A 14944-nucleotide genomic window follows, 5' to 3' on the forward strand; every position below is an offset into this window, starting at 1 on the left:
CGGCTCGATGCACGAGTCTCAATGCCCGGCGAGCATCGATGAGCTGAGCCGAACGATCCCGATCTTTACGCTGAACGGCGTGCTGCTGCTGCCGCGCGGCTTGTTGCCGCTCAACATCTTCGAGCCGCGCTATCTGGCGATGACGCGCGCGGCCCTCGATGGCACCAAGCTGATCGGCATGATCCAGCCGACCCAGAGCACGGGCCTGCCCGGCCAGTCACCGCGCAACAGCGCTGATATCTACACGGTCGGCTGTGTCGGCAAGATCGTGTCGGCCACCGAGAGCGATGACGGCCGCATCCTGCTGACGCTGAAAGGCCTGTGCCGTTTCCAGGTGGCGCGCGAAGTTGAAGCCGGCACGGCCTATCGCCAGGTCGAGGCCGACTATGCCAGTTATGCCGCCGACATGACCGCGGCGCAGGACGGGCTATGCGAACGCGAGCGCCTGATCTATGCGCTGCGCGCCTATTGCACCCGCCACAACCTGCCGGCCGACTGGGATTCGATCACGGCAGTGAACGACGATCTGCTGGTCCATTCGCTGGCGATGATCTGCCCGTTCAGCGCCGGCGAGAAACAGGCCCTGCTGGAAGCCCCCGATTTCAAGGCCCGCGCCGCCATGCTGGTGTCGCTGCTGGAAATGGCCCTGCTGGATGGCAGCACCCTGCCGCGCGGCGCGAAGCCGAATTGAGAGGCCGTGATGAGCGAACCCACACAGACATCCGCACCGGTTGATCCCAAGCTGCTCGAACTGCTGGTCTGCCCGGTAACCAAGGGCCAACTGGTCTATGACCGCGCCCGCAACGAACTGGTGAGCGAAAAGGCCGGCTTGGCCTTTCCGATCCGCGACGGCATCCCGATCATGCTGGTGGATGAAGCGCGCCAGATCGACGACACCCCCTGACATGGCATCTGTGCCAAGCGGGATGAACCCGCAGTCGCTGTATCAGCAGGCCGGCCGCCCGGCTTGCACCGATGTGCGCTATGTCTCGGCCGAAAAGCGGCTTGAGGTCGTCTATGCCGACGGCAAGAGCTTTGCCTTCACCGCGGAGTTCCTGCGCATCGAAAGTCCGTCAGCCGAGGTACAGGGCCATGGCGCCGGGCAGAAGACCCTGGTGCCCGGCCGCCGCCATGTCGGCATCATCGGCATCGAGCCGGTCGGCACCTATGCGCTGCGGCTCAAATTCGACGACCTGCACGATACCGGACTGTACAGCTGGGAATGGTTCTACGACCGCGGCCATGACCAGGATGCGCTGTGGCAGGACTACCTCAAACGCCTGGAGGCGCGCGGCCTCAGCCGCGATCCGCGCGCCAGGTAGAGCCCCTATATCGCCTCACCCTTCAGCAGGCGCGGCAGGCGGCCGATGTCGCCCATGGCATGGCGCATGAACAGTTTCTTGAGCGGCCCGATGCGGTTGACCACGCCCAGGCCAAGATCGCGGGCGAGCCGCAGTGGCGCGATGTCGTTGGAGAACAGCCGGGTGAGGCCATCGGTGACAGCCCCGAGCACGACGTTGTCGACCCGGCGCCAGCGTTCGTAGCGCTCCAGCACATCGACACGGCCGATATCGAGACCGAGCCGGCGCGCCTCAACCACCGCCTCAGTGAGGGCTGCAATGTCGCGCAGGCCCAGATTGAGCCCCTGCCCGGCAATCGGATGGATGCCATGGGCCGCATCACCGATCAGCGCCATACGATGGCCGCTGTAGCGGGTGGCCAGCATGAAACTGAGCGGATAGGACCAGCGCGGGCCAACTACGTCGCAGGCGCCATAGCCGGTGCCGAAGCGCTGGCGCATCTCGGCCACGAAACCCGCATCATCCAGCGCCATGATGGCGGCGGCGCGTTCGGTCGGCTCGGTCCAGACCAGTGACGACCGATGCGCGCCTTGTGCATCGTCGGTCATCGGCAAAATCGCAAACGGCCCGGCCGGCAGGAAACGTTCCTGTGCCACACCATCATGCGGCAAAGCATGCTGCACGGTGCAGACGATGCCAGTCTGGTCATAGGCCCAGTCGATGGTGCGGATGCCGGCATCGCGGCGGATGACAGACTGGCGGCCATCGGCGCCGATCACCAGCCGGGCACGGATCTGCCGGCCATTGTCGAGGTCGAGCACCGCCGGCGCGCCGGAACCCGGTTCGCCATAGCTGATCTGCCGCGCCCTCATCGGCGCGATGAGTTCCAGGTTCGGCGTATCGGCGATGGCCGCCTGCTGGGCCAGGCGCATGACCCGATTCTCGACCAGATAGCCGAACGGGTCGCTGCCCAGGTCGCTGTGGTCGTAATGCAGGAACAGCAGCGAGTCGCCATCCGAGACCCGGATGTCCCACATCGGCTGGGCATCGCTCACATGGCGCCACAGGCCGATGGCATCCAGCATGCGCTGGGACGCCAACGCGATGGCCGAAACCCGCCCGTCGAACCCGGCCGCCGTGGCCCGGACCGGATCCTCGCGGTCGATCACCGCCACCGAAATGCCGTGCCGGGCCAAGGCGATGGCCTGGGTCAGCCCGTTCAGGCCGCCACCGATCACGGCAACGTCGAACAACTCGGCAGGAACAGCAGCAGGGTCCGGTGTCATGGCCGACATCCTCGGCACCTGCCTGGGTCTTGTCCAGCGCCGGGCCGGATTCGGCCAGGCAAAGAGACGTTTTGCCGCAATTTGCTTGGACGCGGGCCACGGCACGTACTAGCCTTGGAGCCATGCCGTTCAAGCCGCTGACCGTCCTGGTTCTGGCCTGGCTGACGGGCCTGCCGCTGGCCACCCTGCCTGTACCGGGACGGGCCGCAGAGCAGATGCCCGTCGATCTTGAATTGGTGCTCGCCGTCGACATTTCCGGCTCCATCGATGCCGATGAGGCCAAGCTGCAGCGCGAGGGCTATGCCCGCGCCCTGATCGACAAGGATGTGATCAAGGCGATCAGGGGCGGCATCCATGGCAAGATTGCCATCGCCTATTTCGACTGGTCGGACTCCTATGTGCAGAACGACATTCTCGACTGGACCCTGATCCATGACGAGGCCAGTGCGCAGGCCGTGTCGCGCCGCCTGCTGGAACAGCAGACACGCACGGCACGTCGCACCAGCATTTCCGGCGCCATCAACCACGCCATTCCGCGCTTCGGCAGCGGCCCCTATAAGGGTGTGCGCAAGGTGCTGGATATCTCGGGCGACGGGCCGAACAACGACGGCGGCCCGATCGACCTGGCCCGCGACAAGGCACTGGCCGCCGGCATTGTCATCAACGGCCTGCCGATCATGAATGGCAAGGTGAACACCTGGGGCTTCCCAGTGCTGGAAGACCTCGACCGTTATTTCGAGGGCTGCGTGATCGGCGGTCCCGGCTCTTTCGTGGTGGTGGCCGAGGGCTTCAACACCTTCCATGAGGCGGTGCGGCGCAAGCTGATCCTGGAGATCGCCACCGCGCCGAGCGTGCCCCCGGCCTGGCAACGGATCGGCCCCCCCGTGACCCACAAGGCCCAGTCGGGCTACCGCTACCCCAAGGGCTGCGATATCGGCGAACGGCAAAGCCAGGAATTCTGGCGTCGCCGTTTCGACCAGTAGCCGGCAAACCGCCCTGAACCGCTCAAAATCCGGCGCCGCCACCCCGGCCATGGCTTGGCCTCGCCCGGTTTTTGCCGTATTTCCAAGCAATAAACCGACCGGATAGAAAACCATCCCGGCCCGAGCCGATCTGACCCTTTCTTCGGAGTATCCCTGATGACCACGCGCCCCGGTCCGTTCGACCGCGCCGATTTCCCGTTCGCGCTCCGCCTTGTCACCGAAGCCGCTGCCGTCGCCGCCCATGCCTGGGTCGGCCGCAGCGCCAAGGAAGACGGCGATGGCGCCGCCGTCGAGGCGATGCGCAAGGCGCTGGGCGAGATCAACATCAATGCCGTGGTGATGATCGGCGAAGGCGAGAAAGACAACGCCCCGCTGCTGTATCGCGGCGAACGCATCGGCAAGGGCGAGCCGGAAATCGAGATCGCCGTCGATCCGATCGAGGGCACCACCAACATGGCCAATGGCGTCGACAATTCGATGGCGGTGATGGCGCTGGCGCCGCGCGGCGCGATGTTCGATCTCGGCCCCAGCTTCTACATGGACAAGCTGGTGCTGCCGGCCGCCGCCAAGGGCAAGGTCGATCCGACCTGGCCGGTGAAAAAGAAACTGGAAGCCCTGGCCTCGGCACTCAACAAGCCGGTGTCGGAGCTGCGCATCTTCGTGCTGAACCGCAAACGGCATCACGCGATGATCAAGGAGATTCATGACGCCGGCGCGCGCACCGTGCTGCAGGAAAACGGCGATGTCGCCGGCGCCTTCATGGCGGTGCAAAAGAACAGCAGCGTCGATGCCCTGTTCGGCACCGGCGGCTCGCCCGAAGGCATCATCACCGCGATCTTCGTGCGTGCCATGGGCGGCGAATTCTTCGGCCGCGTCGACCCGCAGGGCGAGGAAGAAGCCGCCAAGGTGAAGGCCTTCGGCCTCGACAGCAGCAAGTGGATGTCGGGCGCGGAACTGGTGAAAAGCGACGATGCCGTTTTCGTCGCCACCGGCATCAATTCCGGACCGGTCTGCCGCGGCGTCACCATTGAACGCGGCATCGCCTCCACCCACAGCGTCATCCTGATGGCCAAGACCGGCGCGCGCCACGATATCTCCAGTCGCTTCCCCGTCGCCTGAGCAACAGCAAGAGTCCCGCATGATGCTGCGCGAAGTCGCGATCAAGCCCTTCGACGGGCAGAAACCCGGCACCTCGGGCCTGCGCAAGAAGGTGACAGTGTTCCAGCAGCCCGGCTATCTGGAAGCCTTCGTGCAGGCGGTGTTCGACTCCGCACCCGAACTGCAGGGCGGCACGCTGGTGCTGGGCGGCGACGGGCGTTTTTTCAATCGTCAGGCCATCCAGATCATCCTGCGCATGGCTGCGGCCAATGGCATCGACCGCGTGCTGGTCGGCCAGCGCGGCATCCTCTCCACGCCGGCGGCCAGCGCGGTGATCCGCCATCACCGCGCGCGCGGCGGCCTGGTGCTGTCGGCCAGTCACAATCCGGGCGGACCGGATGGCGACTTCGGCATCAAATACAACATCGCCAATGGCGGCCCAGCGCCGGAAGCGGTCACCGATGCGATCTTCCAGCGCACGCAGACCATCACGCGTTATCGCATCATCGAGACTGCCGCCGAGATCGACCTGGAAGCCATCGGCAGCCACAGGATCGCCGGCATGACCGTCGCGGTGATCGATCCGGTCGAGGATTATGCCGCGCTGCTCGCGACGCTGTTTGATTTCGAGGCCATTCGCCGCCTCATCGCCAGGCCGGATTTCCGCTTCCGCTTCGATGCCATGCATGCGGTGACCGGGCCCTATGCCCGCCGCCTGCTGGTCGACATGCTGGGCGCGCCGGCCGCCAGCGTGATCAATGCCGAGCCGAAGGAAGATTTCGGCGGCGGCCACCCTGATCCCAATCCGGCCCATGCGCCGGAGCTGTATCAGGAGGTTGTCATCGACGGCCGGCTGGATTTTGCCGCCGCCTCCGATGGCGATGGCGACCGTAACATGATCCTGGGCAAGGGCATCGCGGTGACGCCCAGCGACAGCCTGGCCGTGTTGGCCGCCAATGCCACCCTGGTGCCGGGCTATGCCAGGGGCATCAGCGGCGTGGCGCGCTCGATGCCGACCAGCCGCGCGTCTGATGCCGTGGCAATTGCGCTCAAGATCGAAAGCTTCGAGACCCCGACCGGCTGGAAATTCTTCGGCAACCTGCTGGATGCCGGCCGCATCACCCTGTGCGGCGAGGAAAGCTACGGCACCAGTTCGGATCATGTGCGCGAGAAGGACGGCCTCTGGGCCGTGCTGTTCTGGCTCAACCTGCTGGCGGCCCGACCCGGTGAAACCGTGCTGTCGATCCTGCAGGCACACTGGCGCCGCTTCGGCCGGCACTATTACAGCCGCCATGACTACGAGGCCGTCGATGCCAAACAGGCCGCAGGAGCGCTGGATCGCCTGCGCACCGCGCTGCCGACCCTGCCAGGCCAAAAGATCGGCGCACTGACGATCACGGCCGCCGATGATTTCTCGTATCGCGACCCGGTGGATGGCAGCGAAAGCAAAGGTCAGGGCCTGCGGGTGATCTGCGGCGAACAGGCCCGTATGATCGCACGCCTGTCCGGCACGGGTACGGAAGGCGCCACCGTGCGTTTGTATTTCGAGTTGTTCGAATCGGACCCGGCACGGCAGAATGACGATGTGCAGGCCCGATTGCAGCCGCTGATCGATTTCGCCGAGGCCCAGACCGGCCTTCGCAAGGTCACTGGCCGTACCGCACCGGACGTGATCACCTGAACGACCTGTAGTTCGAGCGTAGTGTAACGGAGGGTTCATGTCGCTGCCGCCGCCGATCGACCAGACGCCTGCCTGGCGCGCGCTTGCTGCCCATGCCACGGCCACGCGCAACCGGCATATGCGCGAGCAGTTCGCCAAGGACCCGGCGCGTTTTGACAAGCTGTCGTTCCGCTGCGGCAATCTGCTGCTTGACCTGTCGCGCCAGCGGATCGACGACGAGACGGTAGAACTGCTGCTCGACTTAGCGCGCGCCGCCGATGTGGAAGGCTGGCGCGACCGAATGCTGCGTGGCGAGCCGATCAATACAACGGAAAACCGTGCCGCCCTGCACACCGCGCTGCGCCTGCCGGCCGGCGGCAACCTGACCGTGGATGGCACCGACATTGCCGCCCTGGTGCATGGCGAATTGCAGCGCATGGGCGAAATTATTGCCGCCGTGCGCGAGGGCACCTGGCGCGGCATCACTGAAAAGCCGTTCAAGAGCGTGGTGGCGATGGGGATCGGCGGTTCCGACCTCGGCCCGCGCATGGCGCTGGAGGCACTGACGGCCGACCAGCTGCCTGGCATCGATATCCACTTCGTCAGCAATGTCGATGGCACCGACATTGCCCGCACGCTGGCAAAATGCGAGGCGGAAACCACGCTGTTCGTGATTGCCTCGAAGACCTTTACCACCCAGGAAACCATGACCAATGCCGAAACGGCACGGTCATGGCTGCAGGAAAAGCTCGGCCCAGGCATCATCGACTGGCCGCGGCATTTTCTCGGCCTGTCGGCCAATACCGGCGTGCCCGGCAAGTTCGGCATCCGGCCCGAGCAGGTGCTGCAATTCTGGGACTGGGTCGGCGGGCGCTATTCGCTGTGGTCGGCGATCGGGTTTCCCATCGCACTCGGCATCGGCATGGACAAGTTCCGCGAGATGCTGGACGGCGCCCATGCCATGGATCGCCATTTCGCCACCACCCCGCTGAACGAGAACCTGCCGGTGCTGATGGCGCTGGCCGGGGTGTGGAATGTCAACTTCCTCGGCTCGCCGGCGCTCGCCGTGCTGCCCTATGACCAGGGCCTGTCCAAGCTGGCGCCGTATCTGCAACAGGCGGATATGGAGAGCAACGGCAAGGGTGTCGACCGCTGGGGCCGGCCGCTGGGCTATGCCACCGGACCCATCGTGTTCGGTGAACCCGGCACCAATGGCCAGCATGCCTTCTATCAATTGCTGCACCAGGGGCCGGAAGTCATCGCCTGCGACTTCATCGCGCCGCTGAAGAGCCGCTATCCGATCGGCCGCCACCACGACATGCTGCTGGCCAATGTCTTCGCCCAGGCCGAGGCATTGATGCGCGGCCGCACCCGCGCCGAGGCCGAGGCCGAACTGCGCGCCGCCGGGGCCGATGATGCGACCGTTGCGCAACTGGCCCCGCACAAGGTGTTCCCGGGCAACTGGCCGAGCACCACCATCCTGCTGCCGCAGGTCGATCCCTATCACCTCGGCATGCTGATTGCGTTGTACGAACACAAGATTTTCGTGCAGGGCGCGATCTGGAGCGTCAATTCCTTCGACCAGTGGGGCGTCGAACTGGGCAAGCAGCTGGCCAAACCGATCCTGGAAGAGCTGACGGATGCTTCGATACAGCATCCGCATGACAGCGCCACCAGCGGTCTGATTGCGCTGGCGCGCAGCCAGCCCCGGTCGTAATCTGGCCGCGTCGGTCGCGGTGGGGTGACCGGCACATCTGGGGTTATCATCCTTTGAGAGTGCGGCCGCCATGAGCGAAGCCGATGCCGTGCGCCAAGATGCGGTCAAACAGGGTATGCGGGAAATCGATTTCGTCCTGCATTCCTCCTGGCGCCTGGGAAAAACCATTGTTGCCGGCTGGAGCCATGATGGCCGCCGGGCCAGTTTCTGCTTTTCCGAACCCTATATGGTGCTCGGCAGTGCCGAAGACCTGCCACGTCTGGTGCGCGGCCGGCGCCTGATGGACGCCGCGGTGTTTGCCGAGACCTGCAAGGTGTTGCGCGCCCGCCCGCTGACCATGGACCTGCCTTTCACCGTCGGCACCGGCAAGGGCGAGGTCAATCCGCTGCTGATCGAGAATCTGGTCAAGCGCTATACGATCAGTGCGACCGAAAGCCGCGCCGTGATCCTGTTCGACATCGTCAGCTTCTCCAAGCACACGCCGCTGGAGCAGGTGGCGCAGCTCTCCTCGCTGGAATATTCGATCAACTCTGCTGCCAAGCGGCTCAACCAGGTGGGCCTGCGCACCGAACTGGCGCGCTCGACGGTGGGCGACGGCTTCTATGTGTGGAATCGCGGCGAAGGCCCCGATGCGGATCTGCGCAGCTGGCTGGCACTGCTGCTGATCCTGGCCGACAATGCTTTGGCGCGGCAGAAGGGCAATCCGAAACTGGTGCCCACGTTACGCGCCGCCTTCAGCATCGGCAGCCATTTCTCCTACCACCAGGTGGAAGGCACCACGCCGCGCGGCTTTGAATATATCGTCGGCGAGGTCACCATCACGCTGGCCCGCATCATCGCCAAGGCGCTGCCGGGCCAGATCCTGATCGGCCAGTTCCAGCGCGAGCTGGGCGGCGTGGCCGGCACCAGCATCGAAACCCTGGGCTTCCTGGCTCGCGCCGAACAGGTGGCCGGCACCCTGTCTGGACTGGAGGTCGGCCATGCCGCCCTGCTGGGCCTGCGCAGCATCACCACGACACCCGGTGACAAGGCCGGGATCGCGGTCTACCGCATCGGCGACAAGCACGGCTACACCCATCAGGCCTTCAATGCCCGGGTGACGGTGGAGCGCGAGAACTGTGATCCGCTGATGCTGGGCCGCACCGGCAGCGATCTGGCAGGCTTTACCGCCGAACCAGCCGCCTATGATGCGAAAGCCGCGCTCAAGCGCTAGGGATCCTGGCGCCGCTGGCGCCGGTGAAATCGGCCCCCTCGGTTTCGGCACCCTCCAGATTGGCCTCCAGCAGATCAGCCTCGCAGAGCACCGCCTGCTGCAACCGCGCACCGCGCAGATCGGCATGGCGCAGATTGGCCGCGTCGAGATGGCAGGGGAAGCTGCGCCCCGCCGCCACCACCAGGGGCCGCAGGTCGGCGCCGCGCAGGTCGGCATGGCCAAGCTTGGCGCCCTTCAGGTTGGCGCCACGCAGATCGGCGCCGGCCAGGCGGCAGTTGCGCAGATCGGCGCCCATCAGCCGCGCGCCCTGGATGGCAGCCCCTTCCAGATTGAGGCCGAAGAACACCGCATTGGCGGCCATGAGGCCGGTCAGTTGGGCCTTGTAGAGACTGCCGATCTTGCGCAGATCGAAGCCGCTGAAATCCACCAGCCGGCCATCCGTGCCACCGGTGGTGACCCAGAGTGCATGCAGGCGCAGGGCCTCCTCAGGTGTCATGCCCAGCTCTTCGATCGGCTTGCCGGCCGGCTTGTCGCCCAGCATGCCGGTGGTATTCGCCCCGCTCATATCGGCCATCTGCAGCTTGGCTTCGGTCAGCACTGCATTGGTCAGCGTGGCGCCTTTCAGTGTCGCACCCGAGAGATCGGCACCCGACAAATCGGCATTGGTCAGGTTGGCATGCGACAGGTTGGCCCGCACCAGGTTGCAGCCAACCATGATGGCATCAGTGAAGTCGGTATGCTGCGCCACCACGCCGCTCATACGCGCCTTCGACAGGTTGGCGCCCTGCATGGCCGCGCCTTGCATGTCGGCCGCCCCGGCCTTGAACTGCATGGCGCGGATGTCGCGCGTAACGGAATCGCGCTCGGCCAGCATGCCATCGCGCAGATCGGCATCGTAAAGATTGGCCTGTGAGAGATTGGCACCCTGCAGCAGCGCGCCGCGCAAATCGGCGCGCACCATGCTGGCGCCGGCCAGGTTGGTGTTGCGCAGGTCGGCACCGAAGAGGATTGCGCGGTCGAGATTGCAACCGCCAAGGCTCGCTCCATACAGCGCAGCCCCGGTGAAATCGGCGTCGCTGAGATCGGCGCCGGCGAACATCATGCCTTCAAGGTCATGGAAGGAGAAACTGGCGCGCCGGCCACCAAACACGCCGTTGCGATAGTCCTGATGCAGTTTGATGATCGTGTTGACTTCGGGCTGGCTCAGCTTCTTGCGAACCGTTCCGCCACTGGCAGAACCGGACGTACTCTGATTACCCTGGGCCGCATCGTTCTGGCGCGCAGTCATCATTTCCTCCGCTGGCATGAGCCCGCAGAGGAGAGATGGCGTCAGGCCGGCATCTTTTCAATGGCCGCGAGGCCATCCTTCATCAGCTTGCCGGCGGCAGCACCACCGCTCACCAGCTCCAGCATACGCACTGCACCATAAAGTTGCTGCCGTGCTGCATCCTTGCCCAGCGCATTCAGCTTGCCTGACTTGATATCGGCGATCAGCGTGCTGCCGCCCTGCTCGATCTGCCCGCCCAGCTGCTTCAGTGTGTTGCCGACATCCTTGTCGGCGCCGATCTCGCCGGCGACACGCGCAACCTTCTGGATTGCATAGACACGATCCTCGGCCTGCACCTTCGCAGCGAAGATTGCTTCCTTGACGGCCGCTTCCTGACCGAACTCGATGGTCGTCGGCGTCGCCAGGGCATCGAGAATCTTGGTGTCGGCGCCTGCCAGCACGCCGGTTTTCACCATGTCACGCAGCTTGCCGCCGGCCGCGTCCATCTCGGGCTGCGGACCTTCGGCCATGCCATCGGCCTTCAGCCGGCCGATCATCACCACGAAATCGTCAACCATGCCGGCGATGTTGCCGGCTTCCATCTTGGCGGAATCCGCGCGTCCGATCGTTTTGAAGAACCGCTTGCTGTCGCCGGCAATCATGCGACGGGCATACTGGCCGGGCTTGAGATCGGCAATGCCGGTCGGCATATCGCCCAGCGCATCGAAGATCGGCAGCGCCTGGAACGGATCGCTCAGACGCGCCAGCACGAAGGCGATCATGTAACCGGGCAAACCGGCGCCGCTGGAACACAGCTCGGTATAGCCTTCCTTGATTGCCTCGACCTGCATGTCGAGCAGCTTGCCCACCGGCTTGGGCGACATGTCGTCGCGCAGTTTCTCCAGCGCGGCGGCAACTTCCAGAGCGCCCATCATATCGATGAGGTCGAGATAGACCGTCTCACCACCAAGCTTGCCGACCAGCTCGGCGCGGTAGGCCGGGTCACTGTCGGCGCGGCTGAGTTCTTCGCGCAGGCGGCGGGAGACAATGCCCCACAAGGTGGCACCAAGCTTGGGAATACGCGGATCGGCATCGGCGCCAATCGCTGGTGCCGTCGAGGCACGCAGACTGGCTTCCAGTTCCTTGACGGCGGCCTGATCCAGGCTGTGCACGATGAAATCCCAGCAGGGCGCCAGAGAGGCTCGCGAGATGCGACCAAACTGCTTGTCGCCGTCTTCAGGGATGATCAGCAGATCTTCGAAAGGATGGCAGAAAATGCGCTGCAGCGTCAGATGGCGGGGCGGCCGGGTCTTGGCCAGGCGCGGCCGCAGCGTACCGAGGGCTGCATCCGCCAGGGCCGCCGAGAGAATGACCGCACGCGAGCGCTCGATAAGAAGGGTGAGCTGCGCCACCTTCTCATCGGGAATCTCGAACAGCTTGCGCTCGATATCACGCAGCTCGGATGCAAGATCGGTCATATCCGTTTCCGCTTCACGTTCTCGACGCGCCGGACCATCTCGATATCGAGAGAGCCCGAATTCCACCCCTCAAGCGCGCGCACCTGCATGCGCGTATTTTCCTGCATCGCCGCCAGGTTCGGCCGGTTTGCGGCTTCCTTATCCGGGATAATGGGCAGAACTCGATAAATTTCCGTTACTGCCGCCCGCTGGTGATCGCGATCCTGCCCTTCGGCATCCTTCCACAGTAGAAGGATGAATTCCCAGCCATCCACCGTCCACCACAACCGGTCGATATCGCGCTGCAGCGCTTCAGTGGCTTTCTCCCAATTGGATAGGACACGTTCGGCATACTCGACCGGACGTATAGCCGCCGCGGCAAGGTCACGCGCGAAGTCGTCGGTGAAAAACGCCACCTTGGCGATGCCGCGCGCCAGATAGGCCGCCTCGGATTTATCGGTGTCGGCCCAGTGGTTCATACTCTGGCCCAGATTGCCGATGCCGCTGATCAGGCGGCGCAGGCGGGCTTCCTTGGGCATGCCCGGCATGCCCAGCGGCGAAATGAACTGGCCCCAGCGCTCAAGCCGGTCGTACAGCTCGTTGGCCGTGGTACCGAACTTCTTGGCGATCTCGCCCAGCCCGGAGCGGATGCGGTCGCGGCCAGAGGCCGAGGTGAAATCCGAGACATGCAGGGCCATCAGGCCGCCGGAGAGTTTTTCCAGCGCCGATTTGAACAGGTAATACCGGGTCAGCAGAACCTCGTTCTCTTCCTCGGTGATGGCTTCCTCGGCACTGCGCTGTGCCTCAGGTCCGGCCAGGCCGGTACGTGCGGTTTCCAGAGTCGCCATGCGCACGTCTGGCGGCAGACAGGAATTGCGCTTGAAGATCTCTTCCTGCAGCGCGCGGTCATGCATGGTGAGCTGGAAGATTTCGGGCACGTCCTTCCAGCGGATGACGTAGTTGCCCTTCACCCCGGAAAACGCCGAGACGGTGAGTTCAAGATTGTCGCGACTGTCCATTCGCACGCGCGCCTGATTCAGCGCCGGCGTGGTGAACGCCACAGCCGTCCCGCGCTCCTCGAACTTCGCGGGCTGAAACTGCGACGCGGACCCTCTTGGAAAATTCATCCCCTGCCCGACAATAGATAGCGGAAACCCCACCCCTACTAAACCATAAGGCGGGTGCGGCGCAAACCGCCCGGCCGCCTCAGACCAGCCAGGCGCGCGATTTTTCGATGACCCGGATGGTCTCGTCCCACAGGTCGAGTCGGTGCAGGTCGGCCGGATCGACCCAGGCCACAGCGGCGGCATCATCGCCAGCCACGGCCTCGCCGCCGACCCAGCGGGCGGCAAAGTCGATAATCGTATAGTGATAGAGCACCCGCCCAGTGGCATCCCGCTGGATCGAATCGATCACCTCGACCAGGCCCAGCAGCTCGATCTGCACGCCGGTCTCCTCGGCGATTTCCCGGTGGATGCCGGCCTGCACGGTTTCGCCCAGATGCTGGGCGCCCCCCGGCAGGCTCCAGATCCCGGCCCGCGGGGGATTGCCGCGCTGGATCATCAGGACCTGACCATCCTTCCAGACAATGGCGCCGAGCCCGACCAATGGATTCGGGGGGTATTCACGCGGCATGCCTTTGTCTCCATACTTGGCCGGCTGAAGGGCGCTACGATAACAAAAATCCGGAGGAAACGCGCGTGACGGTGCTGTTCGATGCCCGCAATGCTGCGGTGATTGCCGACCCCTATCCGGCGCTGGCGCGCCTGCGCGAGGCGGACCCGGTCCATTGGGATGATCGGCTGGGTGGCTGGATGCTGACCCGCTACGACGATATCCGCGGCAGCTTGCGCGATCCGCGCCTGTCGTCGGATCGCATGCGGCCCTTCTTCGCCCATCTGCCCGATGCGGCACGCAGTAGCCTGGCCGACCTGGGCGACCATATGGCGCTGTGGGCCGTGTTCAACGATCCGCCCGACCATACCCGCCTGCGTGGCCTGATGAACCGCGCCTTCACCAGCGCGGCCGTCGCCGCCCTGCGTCCCAAAGTGGCCGCCATCGTCGAGACCCTGGTCGACGATCTGTTGGCCCAACCCGAGTCCGACTTTATCGAACGTTTCGCCTATCCGCTGCCGGCCACCGTGATCGCACTGCTGATCGGCGTGCCGCTGCAGGATGTCGACCTGCTCAAGCGCTGGTCCGACGATCTGGGCAGTTTCGTGCTGGCCTCCCGGCTGTCAGCGGACAAATACAGCCGCGCCAATGCCGCGATCCGGGAAATGAACAGTTATTTCGGCGACCTGGTGGAGGCCCGCCGCCGCAATCCGGCCGAAGACGTCGCCTCGGCCATGGTCGCAGCACAGGAACGCGGCAACTTTCTCAGCCGCGATGAGCTGGTGGCGGCCTGCGTGCTGCTGCTGTTCGCCGGCCATGAGACCACCACGCATCTGATCGGCAACGGCCTGCTGGCCCTGCTGCGGCACCCGGAACAGATGCGCCAGCTGCGCGAAGGCCGCCATAACGACGCGCTGGTTGCCAACGCGGTCGAGGAAATGCTGCGGTGGGATGGCCCATCCCTGGCCCAGGTGCGCGTGGTGGCAGCAGACTATGAGCTGGACGGGAGGGTCATGAAGGCCGGCCAGCGCGTCTTCCAGATGCTGGCTGCCGCCAACCGTGATCCTGGAACCTTCGCCGAACCCGACCGTTTTGACATTTCGCGCAGCGACAGCAATCGGCACCTCACCTTCGGCTTCGGCATCCATTTCTGTCTCGGTGCGCCACTGGCCCGGCTGGAAGGCCAGGTCGCCTTCCCGATCCTGCTGGACCGGCTGCGCGATATCGCGCTGGCGGCACCGCCAGACTGGAGTGATTCGATTGTGGTGCGCGGCCTGAACGGATTGCGCATCCGCTGCAGTGCGGCCTGACAGGCGGGCAGGCCAGATGCCTGGCCTGGAATGATGTT

14 protein-coding genes are annotated in these 14944 nt (G+C 64.9%); 9 read left to right on the forward strand and 5 right to left on the reverse strand.

Annotation, left to right across the window (positions count from 1 at the left end; translation table 11 throughout):
- The first annotated feature begins 7 nt into the window (after positions 1-7).
- From AAG821_RS07120 to AAG821_RS07130, 3 genes are read left to right on the forward strand one after another with little or no spacing between them, the layout of a single operon-like run.
- The gene (locus AAG821_RS07120) at positions 8-691 is read left to right on the forward strand and encodes an LON peptidase substrate-binding domain-containing protein (protein ID WP_341909329.1); all 684 of its coding nucleotides are present in this window, start codon (positions 8-10) and stop codon (positions 689-691) included.
- A 9-nt stretch (positions 692-700) separates the two neighbouring features.
- Complete coding sequence (locus AAG821_RS07125) at positions 701-904, forward strand: Trm112 family protein (RefSeq protein WP_341909328.1); 204 nt, start codon at positions 701-703, stop codon at positions 902-904.
- Position 905: 1 nt separating this feature from the next.
- Positions 906-1322 carry a DUF971 domain-containing protein gene (locus AAG821_RS07130; protein ID WP_341909326.1) on the forward strand — a complete coding sequence of 139 codons (417 nt, stop codon included), beginning with the start codon at positions 906-908 and terminating at the stop codon, positions 1320-1322.
- A gap of 5 nt (positions 1323-1327) precedes the next feature.
- Here the strand turns inward: AAG821_RS07130 and AAG821_RS07135 are convergent, their stop codons facing one another.
- On the reverse strand, positions 1328-2587 hold the full coding sequence (locus AAG821_RS07135) for a UbiH/UbiF/VisC/COQ6 family ubiquinone biosynthesis hydroxylase (protein WP_341909324.1): 1260 nt from the start codon (positions 2585-2587) through the stop codon (positions 1328-1330).
- Positions 2588-2709: 122 nt separating this feature from the next.
- On the opposite strand from AAG821_RS07135, the gene AAG821_RS07140 reads away from it, so the two are divergent.
- The 5 genes from AAG821_RS07140 (at position 2710) to AAG821_RS07160 (ending at position 9258) form a co-directional block, all read left to right on the forward strand.
- A complete protein-coding gene (locus AAG821_RS07140) occupies positions 2710-3570 on the forward strand; it encodes a DUF1194 domain-containing protein (protein WP_341909322.1) in 861 nt (286 codons plus the stop codon).
- A gap of 156 nt (positions 3571-3726) precedes the next feature.
- On the forward strand, positions 3727-4689 hold the full coding sequence (gene glpX / locus AAG821_RS07145) for a class II fructose-bisphosphatase (RefSeq protein WP_341909320.1): 963 nt from the start codon (positions 3727-3729) through the stop codon (positions 4687-4689).
- 19 nt (positions 4690-4708) lie between these two features.
- Positions 4709-6349: an alpha-D-glucose phosphate-specific phosphoglucomutase gene (locus tag AAG821_RS07150; protein WP_341909318.1), complete on the forward strand. Its 1641-nt coding sequence runs from the start codon at positions 4709-4711 to the stop codon at positions 6347-6349.
- Positions 6350-6386: 37 nt separating this feature from the next.
- Positions 6387-8045: a glucose-6-phosphate isomerase gene (pgi, locus tag AAG821_RS07155; protein WP_341909316.1), complete on the forward strand. Its 1659-nt coding sequence runs from the start codon at positions 6387-6389 to the stop codon at positions 8043-8045.
- Between the two features lie 70 nt (positions 8046-8115).
- Positions 8116-9258 carry a hypothetical protein gene (locus AAG821_RS07160; protein WP_341909314.1) on the forward strand — a complete coding sequence of 381 codons (1143 nt, stop codon included), beginning with the start codon at positions 8116-8118 and terminating at the stop codon, positions 9256-9258.
- Here the strand turns inward: AAG821_RS07160 and AAG821_RS07165 are convergent.
- The 4 genes from AAG821_RS07165 to AAG821_RS07180 all read right to left on the reverse strand — a co-directional run bounded on the left by AAG821_RS07165 (position 9248) and on the right by AAG821_RS07180 (position 13617).
- Entirely contained in the window at positions 9248-10546 is a 1299-nt protein-coding gene (locus tag AAG821_RS07165) for a pentapeptide repeat-containing protein (protein ID WP_341909312.1), read from the reverse strand. The two genes, AAG821_RS07160 and AAG821_RS07165, sit on opposite strands and share 11 nt — an antisense overlap.
- Before the next feature lie 41 nt (positions 10547-10587).
- Positions 10588-12003: a hypothetical protein gene (locus AAG821_RS07170; RefSeq protein ID WP_341909309.1), complete on the reverse strand. Its 1416-nt coding sequence runs from the start codon at positions 12001-12003 to the stop codon at positions 10588-10590.
- Entirely contained in the window at positions 12000-13043 is a 1044-nt protein-coding gene (locus tag AAG821_RS07175) for a hypothetical protein (protein ID WP_341909307.1), read from the reverse strand. The genes AAG821_RS07170 and AAG821_RS07175 overlap by 4 nt, the downstream gene beginning before the upstream one ends.
- Before the next feature lie 145 nt (positions 13044-13188).
- On the reverse strand, positions 13189-13617 hold the full coding sequence (locus AAG821_RS07180) for an NUDIX hydrolase (RefSeq protein WP_341909305.1): 429 nt from the start codon (positions 13615-13617) through the stop codon (positions 13189-13191).
- 65 nt (positions 13618-13682) lie between these two features.
- Between AAG821_RS07180 and AAG821_RS07185 the strand changes: the two genes are divergently transcribed.
- Entirely contained in the window at positions 13683-14906 is a 1224-nt protein-coding gene (locus AAG821_RS07185) for a cytochrome P450 (protein WP_341909303.1), read from the forward strand.
- Positions 14907-14944 lie beyond the last annotated feature (38 nt).

The sequence above is a fragment of the Ferrovibrio terrae genome, from assembly GCF_943372915.1.
GTDB lineage: Bacteria > Pseudomonadota > Alphaproteobacteria > Ferrovibrionales > Ferrovibrionaceae > Ferrovibrio > Ferrovibrio terrae_A.

Coding starts and splice junctions, on each gene's coding strand:
- AAG821_RS07120 (WP_341909329.1), top strand. CDS start 8: ATGCACGAGTCTCAATGCCCGGCGAGCATCGATGAGCTGAGCCGAACG.
- AAG821_RS07125 (WP_341909328.1), top strand. CDS start 701: ATGAGCGAACCCACACAGACATCCGCACCGGTTGATCCCAAGCTGCTC.
- AAG821_RS07130 (WP_341909326.1), top strand. CDS start 906: ATGGCATCTGTGCCAAGCGGGATGAACCCGCAGTCGCTGTATCAGCAG.
- AAG821_RS07135 (WP_341909324.1), bottom strand. CDS start 2,587: ATGACACCGGACCCTGCTGCTGTTCCTGCCGAGTTGTTCGACGTTGCC.
- AAG821_RS07140 (WP_341909322.1), top strand. CDS start 2,710: ATGCCGTTCAAGCCGCTGACCGTCCTGGTTCTGGCCTGGCTGACGGGC.
- glpX (WP_341909320.1), top strand. CDS start 3,727: ATGACCACGCGCCCCGGTCCGTTCGACCGCGCCGATTTCCCGTTCGCG.
- AAG821_RS07150 (WP_341909318.1), top strand. CDS start 4,709: ATGATGCTGCGCGAAGTCGCGATCAAGCCCTTCGACGGGCAGAAACCC.
- pgi (WP_341909316.1), top strand. CDS start 6,387: ATGTCGCTGCCGCCGCCGATCGACCAGACGCCTGCCTGGCGCGCGCTT.
- AAG821_RS07160 (WP_341909314.1), top strand. CDS start 8,116: ATGAGCGAAGCCGATGCCGTGCGCCAAGATGCGGTCAAACAGGGTATG.
- AAG821_RS07165 (WP_341909312.1), bottom strand. CDS start 10,546: ATGACTGCGCGCCAGAACGATGCGGCCCAGGGTAATCAGAGTACGTCC.
- AAG821_RS07170 (WP_341909309.1), bottom strand. CDS start 12,003: ATGACCGATCTTGCATCCGAGCTGCGTGATATCGAGCGCAAGCTGTTC.
- AAG821_RS07180 (WP_341909305.1), bottom strand. CDS start 13,617: ATGCCGCGTGAATACCCCCCGAATCCATTGGTCGGGCTCGGCGCCATT.